Here is a 17,854-nt window from a genome sequence, read left to right on the forward strand (position 1 = left end):
GGTGCTTTCCAGGTTTCCGCTCTCGCGTTTCCCTTTCCGGCGGTTCCGACTCTATCAGATCCTTTCGGCGTCTGATCCCCGGTCAGCGGGGTTTGCCTTCCCGGCTGTTGGGCCGTTCCGACGAGTGAGACTTTAGCGGATTCCCGGCCCCCGAGCTAATCGGGGCCCTGCGTCCTTTCGAACGCGGATTCCTCATTTCGCAAATACGCGCACCGACGACACGACAACAGCGCAGACATACGTCTGGCCGACGAGTAGCTGGTGGGACTTGCGGAATGGCTGTCCGGGGACCGACCGGAGTCGGCTCTCACGTCGGACAACTCGAAGAACCTTACGGATGCCACCGGGGTGTGTCAACTCGCTGCGGGAGCACACCCCGGCGGGAGTCGCGGAGCCGCGGCCCTGACTGCGGAGGGCTCAGTCCTTGGTGCCGGAGGCCAGCTCGCGGCTGCGGTCACGGGCGGCTTCGAGGGCGGCGATCAGGGCGGCCCGTACACCGTGGTTCTCCAGCTCGCGGATGGCGTTGATGGTCGTACCCGCGGGAGAGGTGACGTTCTCGCGGAGCTTGACCGGGTGCTCGCCGCTGTCGCGGAGCATGGTCGCGGCGCCGATCGCGGACTGGACGATCAGGTCGTGGGCCTTGTCGCGGGGCAGGCCGAGCAGGATGCCGGCGTCCGTCATGGCCTCGACGAGATAGAAGAAGTACGCCGGGCCGGAGCCGGACAGGGCGGTGCAGGCGTCCTGCTGGGACTCGGGGACGCGGAGCGTCTTGCCGACGGCGCCGAAGATCTCCTCGGTGTGCGCCAGGTGCGCCGCGGTGGCGTGGCTGCCGGCAGAGATGACGGACATGGCCTCGTCGACCAGGGCGGGGGTGTTCGTCATGACGCGCACGACCGGGGTGCCCGCGGCGAGGCGCTCCTCGAGGAACGCGGTGGTGATGCCCGCGGCGCCGCTGATGACCAGCCGGTCGGCGGGGACATGGGGGGCGAGTTCGTCGAGGAGGGTGCCCATGTCCTGCGGCTTGACCGTGAGGATCAGGGTGTCCGCGGTCTTGGCGGCCTCGGCGTTGGTGACCGGGGTGACGCCGTAGCGGGAGCTCAGTTCGTCGGCGCGTTCCTGGCGGCGGGCCGTGACGAGGAGGTCGGCCGGGGTCCAGCCGCTGCGGATCATTCCGCTGAGCAGGGCTTCGCCGATCTTGCCGGTGCCGAGAACTGCGACTTTCTGCGTCATGGCTGGGGATGCCTCCGAAGGGTGCGTCGTCCTGGAGGCATCCTCGCACCGCCGGCGGGGGCGGGCCCGCGGTGTCCGGTGGGCGGGACGGTGCGCGGGGCGCCTGGGCGGTCGGCCGCGCGTCAGGCCGTACGGCGTCGGAGGGTGGCGGCGCCGAGGGCGAGGACGAGGAGGGCGCAGCCGGCCACGACGAGGACGTCGCGGACGAAGGTGGCGGTCATGTCGGTGTGGTGGAGGACCTCGTTCATGCCGTCGACGGCGTACGACATGGGGAGGACGTCGGAGATCGCTTCGAGGGCGGGGTGCATGTCGGACCTCGGGGTGAACAGGCCGCACAGGAGCAGCTGGGGGAAGATCACGGCCGGCATGAACTGGACCGCCTGGAATTCGGAGGCCGCGAAGGCCGAGACGAAGAGGCCGAGGGCCGTGCCGAGGAGGGCGTCGAGCAGGGCCACCAGCAGGAGCAGCCAGGGGCTGCCGGTGACGTCCAGGCCGAGGACCCACAGTGCGAGGGCGGTGGCGAGGGCGGACTGGAGGATCGCGACGGCGCCGAAGGCGAGGGCGTAGCCGGCGATCAGGTCGCCTTTGCCGAGGGGCAGGGCGAGGAGGCGTTCGAGGGTGCCCGAGGTGCGTTCGCGCAGGGTGGCGATGGAGGTCACCAGGAACATCGTGATCAGCGGGAAGATCCCGAGCAGGGAGGCGCCGATGCTGTCGAAGGTGCGCGGGTTGCCGTCGAAGACGTAGCGCAGCAGGAAGAGCATCACGCAGGGGGTGAGGAGCATCAGCGCGATGGTGCGCGGGTCGTGGGTGAGCTGGCGCAGGACCCGGGCGGCGGTGGCGGTGGTGCGGGCGGGGTGCAGGGCGCGGGTGGGGGCCGGTGGGGTCGTGGTGGTGTTCATCGGGTGGTCTCCTGGGCGCGGGTTTCGGCGGTCACCTGGTCGACCATGTGGAGGAAGGCGGCCTCGACGGTGTCGGTTCCGGTGCGTGCGCGCAGGGCGTCGGGGGTGTCCTCGGCGAGGATGCGTCCGTCGCGCATGAGCAGCAGGCGGTGGCAGCGCTCGGCTTCGTCCATGACGTGGGAGGAGACGAGGAGTGTGGTGCCGCGGTCGGTGAGGGTGTGGAAGAGGTTCCACAGGTCGCGGCGCAGGACGGGGTCGAGGCCGACGGTGGGTTCGTCGAGGACGAGCAGCTCGGGGGTGCCGAGCAGGGCGACGGCGAGGGAGACGCGGCTGCGCTGGCCGCCGGAGAGGTTGCCGGCGAGGGCGTCGGCGTGGTGGGTGAGGTCGACGTCGGTGAGGACGCGGTCGACGTCGGCGCGCCGGTCGGGGGTGGCCTGTGCGGGGTTGAGGACGGCCGCGAAGTAGTCGAGGTTCTGGCGGATGGACAGGTCGTCGTAGACGGACGGGGCCTGGGTGACGTAGCCGATGCGGGTGCGCAGGGCGGGGTGGCCTGCGGGGTGGCCGAGGACGTCGAGGGTGCCGGTGACCTTGGCCTGGGTGCCGACGATCGCGCGCAGGAGGGTGGATTTGCCGCAGCCGGAGGGGCCGAGGAGGCCGGTGATGCGGCCGCGCGGGACGGTGAAGTCCAGGCCGTGCAGGACGGTGCGCGGGCCGCGGACGGCGGTGAGGCCGGTGGCGTGGACGGCTGGGGGGAGTGGCGCTTCGGGGGTCGTCGGGGGTGTACCGGACGAGTAATTCATCATGTGGTGAATAATGCGTCCGGTGGTGGGGAACGTCAAGCGCCCGCGGGGCGCGGGCCTCACGGGCGCAGGGCGGTGGTGGGGATGGGGTCAGGTGGGGCGGGCGACCAGCAGCTCGACGTCGTACGTCTCCTCCACCACCCCGTCCGGGAAGACGGTCAGCAGGTGGGCGCGCTCGGCGGTGAGGAAGGCGCGGGCGCTGTTCTCCCCGTGGACCAGGAAGACGGAGTGGCTGCCGATGTTGGCGAGGTGGGTGTCGACGGGGACGCGGCGGCTCCAGCGGACCCGGCGGCGGGCGAAGTCGAGGCTTCCGGTGGGGTCGGCGGCGTACGAACCGGCGGCGTCCTTCTTCGCGACGCCGACGTCGATGCCGAAGTGACGGGCGATGCGCGTCGTCTGCTCGTCGATCCACTGCACGTCGAGGGCGCTGGTGTTCCACCACAGCGCCAGCGCGCCGCCCGGGCGCAGTACGCGCCGGGCCTCCGGGACCGCGCGGGCCGGGTCGGTCCAGTGCCAGGACTGGGCGTAGGTGAGGAGGTCCACGGAGGCGTCGGCGAGCGGCAGGGCGTTGCCGTCGCCGCGGACGAGCCGCACGTCGGGCAGGCCGCGGCGCAGCTCGGCGGCCATGCCGGCGCCCGGCTCCACGGCGAGGACGTCGGCGCCACGGCGGGCGAGGAGGCCGGTCGCGATACCGGTGCCCGCGCCGACGTCGGCGACGCGCGCGCCGGTGAGGGGGCGCCCGGCGAGTTCCTCGACGGCGTCGAACAGCGCGTCCGGGTACGAGGGGCGGTGGGCTGCGTACTGGGCAGCGGCGGCGTTGAAGGAGTGGGCGCGGTCGGCCTGCGAAGGGGCCGGGTCGGGGGATGCCGGGGTGGCAGCGCGGGTGGGCTCCGTCGTCGATGTCATGGGGCCATGGTGTCCGCGGCGGTCGCCGGGGGCAGGTGGATTTCGCTCCCCGCGTGCGCCCTCCCGATGCGGCTAGTGCTGTGACCGGAAAGGTTTGCCGGATAGCTCGCGGCGTCCGGTGCTGGGGGCACCTCCCACGCCGTCCAGGCAGTGGGGGAGCATCGCAAGGCGGAGCATCGCCCGCGTACTGGATGTACTCGGGTGATGCGACAACGCGGCGCGGTGCCGTGCCGGGCGTCGCGAGCCGGTGAACCTTTCCGGTCGCAGCACTAGGAACGCCGCTTCTTCCTGACGGGGTTGCCCGACCTCTTCGCCGTGCGGCGTCGGTGCTGGTCGAGGGCTTCCTCGTACTCGGCGCGGTGGAGTTTCTCGCCCGGCGCCTCGCTCAGGGAGCGGAAGAAGTAGGCGAGCAGGGAGCCGACGAAGCCGATGGCGAGCAGGCCGCGCAGGTTGGCGTGGCGTTCCGGGTCGGGGCGCTTGCCGAAGGAGTCCCAGGTGTGCCGGAAGGCGAGCGCGCTGCAGATCGCGAACATCGCGATGACCAGCACGGTCACGAAGCTGCCGGTGTCCGCGAGGGCCAGTCCCTCGTAGGCGAAGCGCAGCACGAGGCAGGCGGCCGCCGCGGCGACGAGCGAGCCGACGGCGACGCCGATGCGGCGGGCCGTGTAGCCATGGGTGTGGTCGACCCAGGTGGTGCCGAAGAAGCGCAGGGGTTCCGGCCGGGGGCCGGTGGCGGTGGCCGGGGTGCCGTTGTCGTCGCTCACGCCCTCGATTATGGCGCCGGCCGCCCGGCGGGCCCGCGCCGCGGCTCCCCTGCGGTGCCGCGGCCGGGCGCGCCGTCGCTCAGGCGCAGCGCGGGGCGATGTAGCCGTCGCTGCCGGTGTGTACGTAGGCGTCGGAGACGAACTCGCCGTTGCCGATGTTGTCCCAGATGGCGGTGGTGCCGTAGTAGCCGGACACACGGGTGCCCGGGGTCTGGCAGTAGACCGGGACCTTGATGCCCTCCGGCAGGATCTTGACGATCGGGTAGCCGGTGCCGGGGCCGCTGCGCACGTTCAGACGGACGCCGGGCGCCACGTCGTAGTAGCGCAGCGCCGTCGCGGCCTGCGTCTGTACTGCTTCACCTGCGGTTTCGTCGACATGGTCGACCGACATGATGACCTCCCCCGTTGCACCCCACGGCAGGCGTGGGGTCGCGTCGATTCCCTCGTGTCGCGCGGCGAAACACCTGTGCGCGACTCGCACGCGAACGCTAGCAAGCCGCCTCTGTCTTGTTCGAGTCATCGACTAGGCTCCGTGCGTCGCGCGCGCGGACGAAGAGCACGGGGGGTTCCATGGCGCCACAGAGGAACACCGGGGCGGGCGCGGAAGCGGAACTTCCGGAATACGCCGGTCACTATCTGCTGGAGTCCCGTCTGGGCTCGGGCGGCATGGGCGTCGTACACCTGGCCCGCAGCGCGTCCGGAATGCGGCTCGCGGTGAAGGTCGTCCACGCGGAGTTCGCCAGGGACCCCGAGTTCCGCGGCCGGTTCCGGCAGGAGATCGTGGCCGCGCGCCGGGTGAGCGGCGCCTTCACCGCGCCCGTCGTCGACGCCGATCCGGAAGCCGAACGGCCGTGGATGGCGACCCTGTTCATCCCCGGACCGACACTGTCCGAGCACGTCAAGCACAACGGCCCGATGCCGGCCGCGGAGTTGCGCCGGCTGATGGCGGGGCTGGCGGAGGCGCTGCGCGACATCCACCGGGTCGGGGTGGTGCACCGGGATCTGAAGCCGAGCAACGTGCTGCTCGCCGAGGACGGTCCGAAGGTCATCGACTTCGGCATCTCCCGGCCCAAGGACAGCGAACTGCGCACCGAGACCGGCAAGTTGATCGGCACGCCGCCGTTCATGGCACCGGAGCAGTTCCGCAGGCCCCGGCAGGTGGGGCCCGCGGCCGACGTCTTCGCGCTGGGTTCGGTGATGGTGCACGCGGCGACCGGGCGGGGTCCGTTCGACTCCGACAGTCCGTACGTCGTCGCCTACGCCGTCGTCCACGACGAACCGGATCTGACCGGCGTGCCCGGGAACCTCGCGGCGCTGGTGGGACGTTGTCTCGCCAAGGAGCCGGAGGAGCGGCCGACACCGGACGAGCTGATGCGGGAGCTGCGCTCGGTGGCGGCCTCGTACGACACGCAGGCGTTCATACCGGCCCAGCGGACGGGGGCCCGGCGGACCGGCGAGGGGCCGTCGCCGTCCGCCTCGAAGGACGGCCTTGGCAGTGCGGCGACGGGAGGTGGGACAGGGGCACCGGACGACAAGGAGCCGGGAGCAGCGGGCGCGGGAGACCGTGCGCGCGGGCGCCGACGCGGGCGGATCGCCCTCGCCGTCGGCACGGTGGCACTGATCGCGGGCGGTGCGTTCGCCGTCGTCCCGCTGATCGACGGCGGTCCCACGGCGGGTGGTGCGACGCCGCGGTCCGCGCGGGACGGATTCGCCGGGTGGGAAGCGGAACCGGTGGCGGGCAGCGCCGGCGGTGCCGCCGAGTGCGCCCCCGGCGCCGGGCGGCTGCTGTGTGCCCGGCCCGGCGTGGTCTTCGCGCTCGACCCCGAGAACGGGCGGCTGCTGTGGCGGCACACCGCCGTACGGGGGCGCTCCGGTGGCCCGCCGGTCGTCGCGGGCGGCCTCGTGTACGCCCCCGCGGACCAAGGACGGCGGCTGGAGGCGCTCGACCCGGCCTCCGGCGAGGTGCGCAGACGCCAGGACGTGCCCGCGTACGCCGGATTCCGGGCCGTCGGCGGCATGCTGCTGCTCACCGGTGCGCACGGCACGGTGACGGGCCTGGACGCGGCGACGGGTGCCACGGTGTGGAGCCACCGGATCGCGGGACAGGCCACGCCGTCGTTCGAGTCGTTCGCCGGGGACACGGCGGCGTACGCGACGAGCGTGTCGGGCGACGGGAAGCACACCCGCGTCACCGCCGTGGACCCGCGCACGGGTGAGGTGCGCCGGGAGGCCCGGCTGAACGGGATGCTGGATCTCGTCGGTGCGCAGGGCGGATCGGTGTATCTGCTCGCCCAGGACCGGACGTACGGCGAGGCGACCGCCGTCGTGCGGTACTCCCCCGCGACCGGGGCCACGCGCCGGGTCGCGCTGCCCGTCGCCCGGCAGGGGGTGCAGGCCGCGGTGCGGGAGGACGTCGTCTATCTGATGGGGGTCGGAGGCTCCCTGGACGCCGTCGACATGAGCGCGCGCAGACTGCTGTGGTCGCTGGAGACGTCCGTGAGCCGTGCCTCGGCGCCGACCGCGGACGGGGCGCGGGTGTACGTCACGGCGGCCGACGGCCGGCTGCTCGGCGTCGACGCCCGCACCGGCGGCCTCGTCGGCCAGACCCGCGCCCGGCTGGGCACGGGCGCGGACCGCATCGCCGCGAGCCTGCCCACACCGGTGATCACCGACGGCCGCGTGTACACCTCCGCTCCGGACGGCACGGTGTTCGCGGTCGCGGCGGGGGCACCGGGCGACTGGTAGGGACCGTGGGGGCGGGGGCCTGCGGGCGCCGGGGGCGACGGCGGCCCCGGGGGTGAGACGGGCGACACCGCGGGGGGGGGACGGGCGAAGGGCCGCCCCCTGGGGGAGCGGCCCTTCGGCGTCGTAGAGGTGCCCGGGGCGGCCGTAGAGGCGCCCGGGGCGGCCGGGAGAGGTCAGCCGAGCTTGGAGACGTCGCGCACCGCGCCCTTGTCGGCGCTGGTGGCCATCGCGGCGTAGGCGCGCAGGGCCGCCGAGACCTTGCGGTCGCGGTTCTTCGGGCGGTAGGCGCCGTTCAGGGCCTGCTCACGGCGGGCCAGCTCCGCGTCGTCGACCAGCAGCTCGATCGAACGGTTCGGGATGTCGATGCGGATACGGTCGCCGTCCTCGACAAGGGCGATCGTGCCGCCCGAGGCCGCCTCAGGGGAGGCGTGGCCGATGGACAGGCCGGACGTGCCGCCGGAGAAGCGGCCGTCGGTGACCAGCGCGCAGGCCTTGCCCAGGCCCCGGCCCTTCAGGTACGAGGTCGGGTAGAGCATCTCCTGCATGCCGGGGCCGCCCTTGGGGCCCTCGTAGCGGATGACGACGACGTCGCCCTCCTTGACCTGCTGGGTGAGGATCTTCTGGACGGCCTCCTCCTGCGACTCGCAGACGACCGCCGGACCCTCGAAGGTCCAGATCGACTCGTCGACACCGGCGGTCTTCACCACGCAGCCGTCGACGGCGAGGTTGCCGCGCAGGACCGCGAGGCCGCCGTCCTTGGAGTAGGCGTGCTCGGCGGAGCGGATGCAGCCGCCCTCGGCGTCGGTGTCCAGCGCCTCCCAGCGCTCGGACTGGGAGAACGCCTCGGCGGAGCGGACGCAGCCGGGCGCCGCGTGCCACAGCTCGACGGCCTCGGGCGACGGGGAGCCGCCGCGCACGTCCCAGGTCTTGAGCCAGTCGGCCAGCGACGGGCTGTGCACCGAGTGCACGTCCTCGTTCAGCAGACCGGCGCGGTGCAGCTCGCCGAGGAGGGCGGGGATGCCGCCGGCGCGGTGCACGTCCTCCATGTAGTACGTGCGGTCCTTGGCGACGTTCGGCGCGACCTTCGCCAGGCACGGCACCCGGCGGGAGACGGCGTCGATCTGCTCCAGGCCGAAGGGCACACCGGCCTCCTGGGCGGCGGCCAGCAGGTGCAGGATCGTGTTGGTGGAGCCGCCCATCGCGATGTCGAGGGCCATGGCGTTCTCGAACGCCTGGATGGTGGCGATGTTGCGCGGCAGGGCGGAGTCGTCGTCCTGCTCGTAGTAGCGGTGGACGAGGTCCATCACGGTGCGCGCGGCGTCGACGTAGAGCTGCTTGCGCGCGGTGTGGGTGGCGAGGACCGAGCCGTTGCCGGGCAGGGACAGGCCGATGGCCTCGGTCAGGCAGTTCATCGAGTTGGCGGTGAACATGCCGGAACACGAGCCGCAGGTCGGACAGGCGCTCTCCTCGATACGGAGCATGTCCTCGTCCGAGATCTTCTCGTTCACGGCCTCGGACATCGCGTCGACCAGGTCGAGCGTACGGACCGTGCCGTCGACGAGGGTGGCGCGGCCGGACTCCATCGGGCCGCCGGAGACGAAGACCGTCGGGATGTTCAGGCGCAGGGCCGCGTTGAGCATGCCCGGGGTGATCTTGTCGCAGTTGGAGATGCAGACCAGGGCGTCGGCGCAGTGCGCCTCGACCATGTACTCCACGCTGTCCGCGATCAGGTCGCGGGAGGGCAGGGAGTAGAGCATGCCGCCGTGGCCCATCGCGATGCCGTCGTCCACGGCGATCGTGTTGAACTCGCGCGGGATGCCGCCCGCCTCCTTGATCGCCTCGCTGACGATCCGGCCGACCGGCGCCAGGTGGGTGTGGCCCGGGACGAACTCGGTGAAGCTGTTGGCGACCGCGATGATGGGCTTCCGGCCGATGTCCGCACCGGGTACACCGGAGGCGCGCATCAGGGCGCGGGCGCCCGCCATGTTGCGGCCGTGGGTGACTGTGCGGGACCTCAGCTCGGGCATCGTCGCTCGCTCCTTCTAAGACCTTCGGTCAGAGAATTCTGACTGCAGTCGAGCGTACGCCGGTCATCCAGGGGCCGGGACAGGGTGTCCGGAATGCGGGACAGGCGTCTCGTTCTTCAGCGTGTTCCGGCGTTTTTCAGGCGCCCGTCAGGCACCCGTCAGGTGCGTCTGTACGACCGGGGCGAGGCGGGCGACGATCTGTTCGACGTCCACCGACGCCAGCGGCTCGACCTTGATCACGTACCGCAGCATCACCGTGCCGACCAGCTGCGCGGCCGCCAGCTCGGCGCGCAGCTCGGCGTCCGCGGTCCGCAGCTCCCCGGCGACCCGGCGCAGCAGCTGCGCGGAGACCAGGCGGCGCAGCGCGGCCGCCGCGGTCTCGTTGTTCACCGCCGAGCGGACGATGGCGAGCAGCGGTGTGCGGGTGGCCGGGTTCTCCCACAGGCCCAGGAGCAGCCTAGTCATGCGCTCACCGACGTCGGCGAGGGGACCGGCCAGGGCCGCGTCGCGCATCGTCAGGGCCGGCGCGAAGGCGACCTCGATGGCCGCCTCGAAGATCTGTTCCTTGGTACCGAAGTAGTGATGGACGAGCGCCGAGTCGACACCGGCGGCCTTGGCGATGCCGCGCACGGACGTCTTCTCGTAGCCGCGCTCGGAGAACTCCTCGCGGGCAGCGGCCAGGAGGCGGTCACGCGTGCCGGCCGACTCGGTGCGCGGGGGACGCCCGCGGCGGCGGGCGCCGGCCGGGGCGGCCGCCGGGGCCGGGGTGTCGCCGGGGTCCGTCATCGCCGGGGCACCTTCACCGCGGACGCCAGATGCAGGCGGGTGAAGGCCAGGGCCTCGGCGAGGTCGGCCTCGCGCTCCGCGCTGGACATGGCGCGGCGGGTGTTGACCTCGATGACGACATGGCCGTCGAAGCCGTTCACGGCGAGCCGTTCGAGCACTTCGGCGCAGGGCTGGGTGCCGCGGCCGGGCACCAGGTGCTCGTCCTTGGCGGAGCCGCGGCCGTCGGCGAGGTGGACGTGGCCGAGGCGGTCGGCCATGCGGTCGATCATCTGGATCGCGTCACTGCGGGCGGTCGCGGTGTGACTGAGATCGATCGTGAAGTGACGGTAGTCGTCCTTCGTGACGTCCCAGTCGGGGGCGTACGCGAGCATCTCGCGGTCGCGGTAGCGCCAGGGGTACATGTTCTCCACGGCGAACCGCACGTCCGTCTCGTTCGCCATGCGCCAGATGCCGTCCACGAAGTCGCGGGCGTACTGGCGCTGCCAGCGGAAGGGCGGATGGACGACGACCGTGCTCGCGCCGAGCTTCTCGGCCGCCGCCTGGGCGCGCTGCAGCTTGGTCCACGGGTCGGTGGACCACACCCGCTGCGTGATCAGCAGGCAGGGGGCGTGCACGGCGAGGATCGGGATGCGGTGGTAGTCGCTGAGTCTGCGCAACGCCTCGATGTCCTGGCTGACCGGGTCGGTCCACACCATGACCTCGACACCGTCGTAACCGAGGCGCGCGGCGATCTCGAAGGCCGTGGCCGTCGACTCCGGATACACCGAGGCCGTCGACAGCGCGACCTTCGCATCCGGAATCCGTACGACTGGCTCTGCCATGGGGGACAGGTTACGGGGTGCGGGTGTTCGGACGGGGGGTGCCCAATGGCCGTTGTGGGCATTGCCATATCGCGACTGCGGGCTTGGCGGGGGGGGGCGGGCGGGGCGACGGCTGGGCGGCGGCTGGGCGGCGGCTGGGCGGCGGCTGCGCGCCGACCGTCGCCGCGGGGAGCCGCCCCACGCGGCCCCGACGTGCCGGGTCGCCCCCGGCCCACGACCGGCCGCCGCTGCGGAGCGCCATGCGCGGCTGCGTGCGGGGGCGGGGGCGCAGGCCGTCGCCGCGGGGGCTGGGGCGCAGGCCGTCGCCACGGGGAGCGCCGTGCGCGGCGGGCGGGTGGGGCGGCCGACGGCTGTCGCCGCGCGGAAAGCGCCGTACGCGGCTGTGGGCTTGGCGGGGGGCGGGCGGGGCGACGGTTGGGTGCCGACCGGGCGGCGGCTGGGCGCCGACCGTCGCCGCGGGGAGCCGCCCCACGCGGCCCCGACGTGCCGGGTCGCCGCCCGGCCCACGACCGGCCGCCGCTGCGGAGCGCCATGCGCGGCTGCGTGCGGGGGCGGGGGCGCAGGCCGTCGCCCCGGGGAGCGCCGTACGCGGCTGCGGGCTTGGCGGGGGGCCGCCGAGCCGACGACCGGCCGCCGCTGCGCAGCGCCGTGCCCGGCTGCGTGCGGGGGCGGGGGCGCAGGCCGTCGCCCCGGGGAGCGCCGTACGCGGCTGCGGGCTTGGCGGGCAGCCGCCGAGCCGACGACCGGCCGCCGCTGCGCAGCGCCGTGCCCGGCGGCGAGCGGGGGCGGGGGCGCAGGCCGTCGCCGCGGGGAGCGCCGTACGCGGCTGTGGGCTTGGCGGGCAGCCGCCGAGCCGACGACCAGCCACCGACCGGCCGCCACTGCGGAGCGCCCTGCGCGGCGGCGTCGGAGGGGCTGGGAGGCGCCCGCCGCCGCGGGCAGCGCCACACGCGGCCCCGGCGTGCCGAGGGGCCGCCGGGCCGACGACCGGACGCGAGGAGCGCCATGCACGGCGGCGAACGGCGAGGCGGATGGCGCCAGCCGTCGCCGCGAGGAGCGCCGCACGCGGCTGGGGGGTGGGCGGGGTGGACCGCCGGCCGCTGCCGCGCCGTGCGCGGCTGCGAGGTGCGTCGGGGCGGTCGCCCGCCGTCGCTGCCGGTGCCCTACGCGTCCGCGGGCCCGCGAGGCCCGAGGCGCGGGCCACCGCACCGCACCGCGCCGTCGCGGTGAGCGGCGTACCAGGCTGCGGCTGCCGGACCCGCGTGGCCTAGCCGCGCAACGGACCCGCGTGGCGTCGGACCCGCGTGGGCAGCCCACGCGTCGGACCGCGGGCCCAGCGCACGCGACGGACCCGCGTGGCCGGGTCGCTCGGCGGACTCGCCTGCCGGGTTCGCCGCGGGGCCGCCCCGCGTACCCCTGCCGGACTTACGCCGAGCCCATGTGGTCCAGGCGGCGGAGGATCACTCCCTCGCGCAGGGCCCAGGGGCAGATTTCCAGGGCCTCCACCTCGAAGAGGTCCATCGCGCCCTCGGCGACCAGCGCGCCGGCGAGGAGCTGGCCCGCGCGGCCCTCGGAGACGCCGGGGAGCTCGGCGCGCTGGGCGACGGTCATGTCGGCGAGCTTGGGAACCCAGGCCTCCAGGCTCTCCCGCTTCAGTTCCCGCTGGGTGTACAGGCCCTCCGCCGAGCGCGCCGCACCGGCGATGCGGGCCAGCTGCTTGAAGGTCTTGGAGGTGGCGACCACGTGGTCCGGGGCGCCGAACCGGCTGAATTCACCGACCGTACGCGCGATCTGCGCGCGGACGTGGCGGCGCAGGGCGCGGACGTCCTCGGGGTCGGGCGGATCGCCGGGCAGCCAGCCGGCGGTGAGGCGGCCGGCGCCCAGCGGCAGCGAGACGGCCGTGTCCGGTTCCTCGTCCATGCCGTAGGCGATCTCCAGGGAGCCGCCGCCGATGTCGAGGACGAGCAGTTTCCCGGCGGACCAGCCGAACCAGCGGCGGACCGCGAGGAAGGTGAGCCGGGCCTCCTCCTCGCCGGTGAGAACCTGCAGTTCGACGCCGGTCTCGGCCTGCACGCGCGCGAGGACGTCGTCGGCGTTGCCGGCCTCACGGACGGCGGAGGTGGCGAACGGCAGCAGGTCCTCCACGCCCTTGTCCTCGGCGGCCTGCAGGGCCTCCTTGACGACGGCGACCAGTTTGTCGATGCCCTCGGCGCCTATGCAGCCCTCGTCGTCCAGGAGTTGGGCGAGTCGCAGCTCCGTCTTGTGCGAGTGCGCGGGCAGCGGGCGTGCGCCGGGGTGCGCGTCCACCACCAGCAGATGCACCGTGTTCGATCCCACGTCGAGGACACCGAGTCTCATGTAGGGAACGCTACTGCCAGCGGCGCCGGGTTCGGTCCCCCGTGCGGTGCCCGGACGGGCACCCGGCGACTTACCCTGGACGGGTGCCAAAGACGAAAAAGGCGAAGGACGAAAATCCGGCCAAGGCGGCGAAAGCCGATAAGTCGAGCAAATCCTCCACGGTTCCTTCGCAGGCGAAGGTGGTGAAGGCGGCGAAGAAGCCGAAGAAGGCCCTGCTGGGCCCGGAGGCGCCGGTGGCCGACGAGAAGGGCCTCGACTTCGCCCGCGCATGGGTGGAGTTCCCGGATCCGGCGGACGACGAACAGGTCTTCCGGTGCGATCTGACATGGCTGACCTCTCGCTGGAACTGCATCTTCGGCAGCGGCTGCCAGGGCATCCAGGCGGGCCGCGCTGACGACGGGTGCTGCACGCTGGGCGCGCACTTCTCCGACGAGGACGACGAGAAGCGGGTCGCCGGGCATGTGGCGCGGCTCACGCCTGAGATCTGGCAGCACCACGCCGAGGGCACGAGGAACGGCTGGGTCTCCGAGGACGAGGACGGCGAGCGGCAGACCCGGCCCTACCAGGGCTCCTGCATCTTCCAGAACCGGCCGGGCTTCGCGGGCGGCGCGGGTTGCTCGCTGCACATCCTGGCCCTGCGCGAGGGCCGCGAGCCGCTGGAGACCAAGCCGGACGTGTGCTGGCAGCTGCCGATCCGGCGGACCTTCGACTGGATCGAGCGGCCCGACGACACGCGCGTGCTGCAGGTCTCCATCGGGGAGTACGACCGCCGCGGCTGGGGTCCCGGCGGCCACGACCTGCACTGGTGGTGCACGTCGGCCACCTCGGCGCACGGCGCGGGCGACCCGGTGTACGTCTCCTACCGGGCCGAGCTGACCGAGCTGATGGGCAAGGCCGGCTACGACCGGCTGGTCGAGCTGTGCGAGGAGCGGCTGGCCTCCCGGCTGCCCCTGCTCGCCCCGCACCCGGCGGACCCGGCACGCTGACCCGGCCCGTGAGCGGGGACCCCGTGCGCGCCCGGCCCGCGGGCCCGAGAACGGCTCGTGCACAAGCCGTGAGGTGCGTTCCGGCGCCGTATGCGTAAGGCGTACGGCGCCGTATCGCGTCCGGCGTCACGACGCAGGCGGGCTCGGGGTGCCGCCGTCGCTTGGCGGCGGGGTCGAGCCTCCCGGGTCGGTGGAGCCGCCCGGGTCGGACGGGGTGGGCTCGGTGGGCGTGGGGTCGGGCGACGGCGGCGGGCTGCTCGGCGTGGGCGAGCCGCCGGGATCCGTAGGGGCCGAGGCGGTGGGCGTCGGGTCGGGGCCGGACGAGGGCGGGTCGGTGGGCCTGCCCGGGCCGGTGCCGGGGTCGGAGGGGCTGGGCGCGGTGCCGTAGCCCTCGATGGAGACGACGGCGCCCGCGGGTGCGATCGCCACCCGCGCGCTCCAGTGGCCGGACGGCTCGCGCAGGGGGTCGACGTGCACCTGGATCGTGAACGACTCACCGGGCTGGAGCGTTCCCGAGGACTGACTGAGGTAGAGCCAGGCGGCCCCGGTGGCGGCCGACCAGCGCACGGGGCTCGTGCCGGTCGCCGTGAGGGTGATCAGCGTGGTGTCGCCCCGGCTGCCGGCGGTGACCTCCAGGCCGGCGCCCTGGGTACCGGCTCCGGCGACGCTGACGACCTCGACGGAGACGTCGCTGTCGTCGCCCTGGCCGAAACGGGCGCCGGGCCGGGTGCTGGCGTTGCCGGCGTTCTCGTAGCCGCCGCCCGCGCTCTCGCCGTCGAGCGTGCCCACCCCGTGGTCGTGGCGGGCTGCGGCCGGGCCGCCCGCGGTGTCCTCGCCTGCCGGTGCGCCCCGGTAGGCGGCCCACAGGGCGAGGACGGGGGCGGCGACGACCGTGGCGACGACGGTCGTCGTCACGGCACGCGCGCGCAGCCGGTCGCGGCGCGCCGCGCGGTCCTTGGGGTCCATGGGAAAGCCACGCCGGTCGAAGCGCGGCACGGCGAGGCCACGCGCGCGTGGGTGGTGCGCGAGTGCGACGTGCAGGGCCGCGCGGGGCGCCTCCAGCACCGGCAGCTCGGCGGGGGTGACGCCGGCGCCGGGCCAGCGGCCGGGGACCGCGCGTTCGGCGGTGCGGCGGCAGCGGGGGCAGTCGTCGACGTGCCGGACCAGTTCGCGGCGCAGGGTGCTGCTCAGCACGAACCGGCCGTCGCCGGTCAGACGGGCCACGCTCGCGCAGGCGCCGGTCTCCACGACGGCGAGCGCCGCGCGCGTGCGCTCCACCTCGCAGGCCGCCGCGGCCAGCAGCTCGCGGGCGGCGGCCAGATCCATGCCGAGCACGGCGGCGACCTCGTGGGCGGCCAGGTGGTGGCGCACGGCGAGTTCCAGGGCCTCGCGCTGCTCGGGCGTGGTCCCGGCCGCCTCCGGCCAGGCGAGCAGGCCCAGTTCGCGGCGCCGCTGCTCCTGCGTCCGAGGGGCGACCGGCACGCCGGTCTCCGGCTGCCCGGCACTGCCGGGGCGGCCCGCGGCGTGGCTGGCCTGACGTTTCTGCTTGGCCTCGGCGAGCCCCCGCAGGCACGCCCAGCGGGCCAGCGCGTACAGCCAGGCGCGGCGGTCCCCGGCGGCCTCCGGGACGCGCGTGCCGCGGCGCTCGGCGAGGGCGAGCGCGTCGGCGAGGGCGGCGGTGGCCGAGTCGTGGTCGCACAGGACGGACAGGCAGTAGGTGAACAGCCCGTCGAGATACGGCTCGTAGCGCGCGGGCGGGCGCTGCGCCAGCGTGCGCGCCGCAGCGCGGTCGCGCGCCTCCCGGTGCGCCCGGTGTGCGCCGGTGGTGCGGGTCGAGGTCTCCGGAGTGCTGCTCATCACCCGTGCGACCGTAGGCGGCACGAGCAGGCCCTCTTGGCCGCCTTGAGCACTTTTAATCCGTACGGGTGAAACGATCCCTCAATAGGGGACAGCAGCTCTCCGTTCCGTGGCCGGTTCCGGGCAACGAGTGGCCGGTTCCCGTCGAGGGAGCGCGGGTCCCTGCCCTCAGGGGCCCCCGCCGCCGTACCGCCGCCGGGGCCCGCTGTCAGACCCGGCCGCTACGGTGTGGTCCATGGCTGCCCGTACCAAGACCACCAAGGACCGTCCTTCCTACCGCTGCACGGAATGCGGCTGGCAGACGGCGAAGTGGCTCGGCCGCTGCCCCGAATGCCAGGCCTGGGGCACGGTCGAGGAGTACGGCGCGCCCGCGGTCCGTACGACGGCGCCGGGCCGTGTCACCACCTCCGCGCTGCCCATCGGCCAGGTCGACGGCCGCCAGGCCACCGCCCGCCCCACCGGCGTGCCGGAGCTCGACCGTGTCCTCGGCGGCGGTCTGGTCCCCGGCGCGGTCGTGCTCGTCGCCGGTGAGCCCGGCGTCGGCAAGTCCACCCTCCTGCTCGACGTCGCCGCCAAGTCGGCCAGCCAGGAGCACCCCACCCTCTATGTCACCGGCGAGGAGTCCGCGAGCCAGGTCCGGCTGCGCGCCGACCGGATCAACGCCATCGACGACCACCTCTACCTGGCCGCCGAGACCGACCTGGCAGCCGTGCTCGGCCACTTGGACGCGGTCAAGCCCTCGCTGCTGATCATGGACTCGGTGCAGACGGTGGCCTCGCCCGAGATCGACGGCGCGCCCGGTGGCATGGCACAGGTCCGCGAGGTGGCCGGCGCCCTGATCCGCGCCTCCAAGGAGCGCGGCATGTCCACGCTGCTGGTGGGCCATGTCACCAAGGACGGCTCGATCGCCGGACCCCGCCTGCTGGAGCACCTCGTGGACGTGGTGCTCCACTTCGAGGGCGACCGGCACGCGCGCCTGCGCCTGGTGCGCGGCGTGAAGAACCGCTACGGCACCACGGACGAGGTCGGCTGCTTCGAGCTGCACGACGAGGGCATCACCGGCCTCACCGACCCGAGCGGCCTGTTCCTGACCCGTCGTGACGAGCCGGTCCCGGGCACCTGCCTGACGGTCACGCTGGAGGGCCGCCGCCCGCTGGTGGCCGAGGTCCAGGCGCTCACCGTGGACTCCCAGATCCCCTCCCCGCGCCGTACGACGTCCGGTCTGGAGACGTCCAGGGTGTCGATGATGCTGGCGGTGCTGGAGCAGCGCGGCCGGATCAGCGCCCTGGGCAAAAGGGACATCTACTCCGCGACGGTCGGCGGCGTGAAACTGTCGGAGCCCGCCGCGGACCTCGCGATCGCCCTCGCCCTGGCCTCCGCCGCCAGCGACACTCCCCTGCCGAAGAACCTGGTCGCGATCGGCGAGGTGGGCCTGGCGGGCGAGGTCAGACGGGTCACGGGCGTGCAGCGGCGCCTGTCCGAGGCACACCGGCTGGGCTTCACCCACGCGCTCGTGCCGGGCGATCCGGGGAAGATCCCGGCCGGTATGAAGGTCCTGGAAGTCGCCGACATAGGGGACGCGCTGCGGGTGCTGCCGCGCTCCCGTCGCCGAGAGGCCCCACGGGAGGCGGAGGACCGCCGGTAGACTTTGCCCTGGTCCCGCCCGTCCGTACGA

At 73.9% G+C, this 17,854-nt stretch carries 14 protein-coding genes; 3 read left to right on the forward strand and 11 right to left on the reverse strand.

Features of this window, described 5'->3' with window-relative positions; translation table 11 throughout:
- Nucleotides 1–417: 417 nt before the first annotated feature.
- The 6 genes from proC to ACZ64A_RS35865 form a co-directional block, all read right to left on the reverse strand.
- Entirely contained in the window at nt 418–1,230 is an 813-nt protein-coding gene (proC, locus tag ACZ64A_RS35840; protein WP_469816122.1) for a pyrroline-5-carboxylate reductase, read from the reverse strand.
- A gap of 122 nt (nt 1,231–1,352) precedes the next feature.
- A complete protein-coding gene (locus ACZ64A_RS35845; RefSeq protein WP_469816123.1) occupies nt 1,353–2,129 on the reverse strand; it encodes an ABC transporter permease in 777 nt (258 codons plus the stop codon).
- On the reverse strand, nt 2,126–2,932 hold the full coding sequence (locus ACZ64A_RS35850; protein ID WP_469816124.1) for an ABC transporter ATP-binding protein: 807 nt from the start codon (nt 2,930–2,932) through the stop codon (nt 2,126–2,128). Before ACZ64A_RS35850 ends, ACZ64A_RS35845 begins: the two co-directional genes overlap by 4 nt.
- 87 nt (nt 2,933–3,019) lie before the next feature.
- Complete coding sequence (locus ACZ64A_RS35855; RefSeq protein WP_469816125.1) at nt 3,020–3,835, reverse strand: class I SAM-dependent methyltransferase; 816 nt, start codon at nt 3,833–3,835, stop codon at nt 3,020–3,022.
- A 269-nt stretch (nt 3,836–4,104) separates the two neighbouring features.
- Nucleotides 4,105–4,599: an EamA/RhaT family transporter gene (locus ACZ64A_RS35860; RefSeq protein ID WP_469816126.1), complete on the reverse strand. Its 495-nt coding sequence runs from the start codon at nt 4,597–4,599 to the stop codon at nt 4,105–4,107.
- A 79-nt stretch (nt 4,600–4,678) separates the two neighbouring features.
- Complete coding sequence (locus ACZ64A_RS35865) at nt 4,679–4,990, reverse strand: SH3 domain-containing protein (protein ID WP_469816127.1); 312 nt, start codon at nt 4,988–4,990, stop codon at nt 4,679–4,681.
- A 179-nt stretch (nt 4,991–5,169) separates the two neighbouring features.
- Between ACZ64A_RS35865 and ACZ64A_RS35870 the strand changes: the two genes are divergently transcribed.
- Nucleotides 5,170–7,344 (forward strand): protein kinase domain-containing protein, encoded by a 2,175-nt coding sequence (locus ACZ64A_RS35870; protein WP_469816128.1) that lies wholly within the window; start codon nt 5,170–5,172, stop codon nt 7,342–7,344.
- Nucleotides 7,345–7,517: 173 nt separating this feature from the next.
- Here ACZ64A_RS35870 and ilvD read toward each other — a convergent pair whose 3' ends face one another.
- The 4 genes from ilvD to ACZ64A_RS35890 all read right to left on the reverse strand — a co-directional run bounded on the left by ilvD (nt 7,518) and on the right by ACZ64A_RS35890 (nt 13,336).
- Entirely contained in the window at nt 7,518–9,371 is a 1,854-nt protein-coding gene (gene ilvD, locus ACZ64A_RS35875; protein WP_469816129.1) for a dihydroxy-acid dehydratase, read from the reverse strand.
- A gap of 147 nt (nt 9,372–9,518) precedes the next feature.
- A complete protein-coding gene (locus ACZ64A_RS35880) occupies nt 9,519–10,157 on the reverse strand; it encodes a TetR/AcrR family transcriptional regulator (protein ID WP_469816130.1) in 639 nt (212 codons plus the stop codon).
- Nucleotides 10,154–10,978 carry a sugar phosphate isomerase/epimerase family protein gene (locus tag ACZ64A_RS35885; protein WP_469816131.1) on the reverse strand — a complete coding sequence of 275 codons (825 nt, stop codon included), beginning with the start codon at nt 10,976–10,978 and terminating at the stop codon, nt 10,154–10,156. The genes ACZ64A_RS35880 and ACZ64A_RS35885 overlap by 4 nt, the downstream gene beginning before the upstream one ends.
- Nucleotides 10,979–12,403: 1,425 nt before the next feature.
- Nucleotides 12,404–13,336, reverse strand: a complete 933-nt coding sequence (locus tag ACZ64A_RS35890) for a Ppx/GppA family phosphatase (protein WP_469816132.1) — start codon at nt 13,334–13,336, stop codon at nt 12,404–12,406.
- Between the two features lie 83 nt (nt 13,337–13,419).
- Between ACZ64A_RS35890 and ACZ64A_RS35895 the strand changes: the two genes are divergently transcribed.
- Nucleotides 13,420–14,322, forward strand: coding sequence for a DUF3109 family protein (locus ACZ64A_RS35895; RefSeq protein WP_469816133.1), 903 nt, complete (start codon nt 13,420–13,422; stop codon nt 14,320–14,322).
- Between the two features lie 126 nt (nt 14,323–14,448).
- Here ACZ64A_RS35895 and ACZ64A_RS35900 read toward each other — a convergent pair whose 3' ends face one another.
- On the reverse strand, nt 14,449–16,179 hold the full coding sequence (locus ACZ64A_RS35900; protein WP_469816134.1) for a BACON domain-containing protein: 1,731 nt from the start codon (nt 16,177–16,179) through the stop codon (nt 14,449–14,451).
- 235 nt (nt 16,180–16,414) lie between these two features.
- On the opposite strand from ACZ64A_RS35900, the gene radA reads away from it, so the two are divergent.
- Nucleotides 16,415–17,824 (forward strand): DNA repair protein RadA, encoded by a 1,410-nt coding sequence (gene radA / locus ACZ64A_RS35905; protein ID WP_469816135.1) that lies wholly within the window; start codon nt 16,415–16,417, stop codon nt 17,822–17,824.
- Nucleotides 17,825–17,854 lie beyond the last annotated feature (30 nt).

The sequence above is a fragment of the Streptomyces sp. NPDC104814 genome, assembly GCF_055583185.1.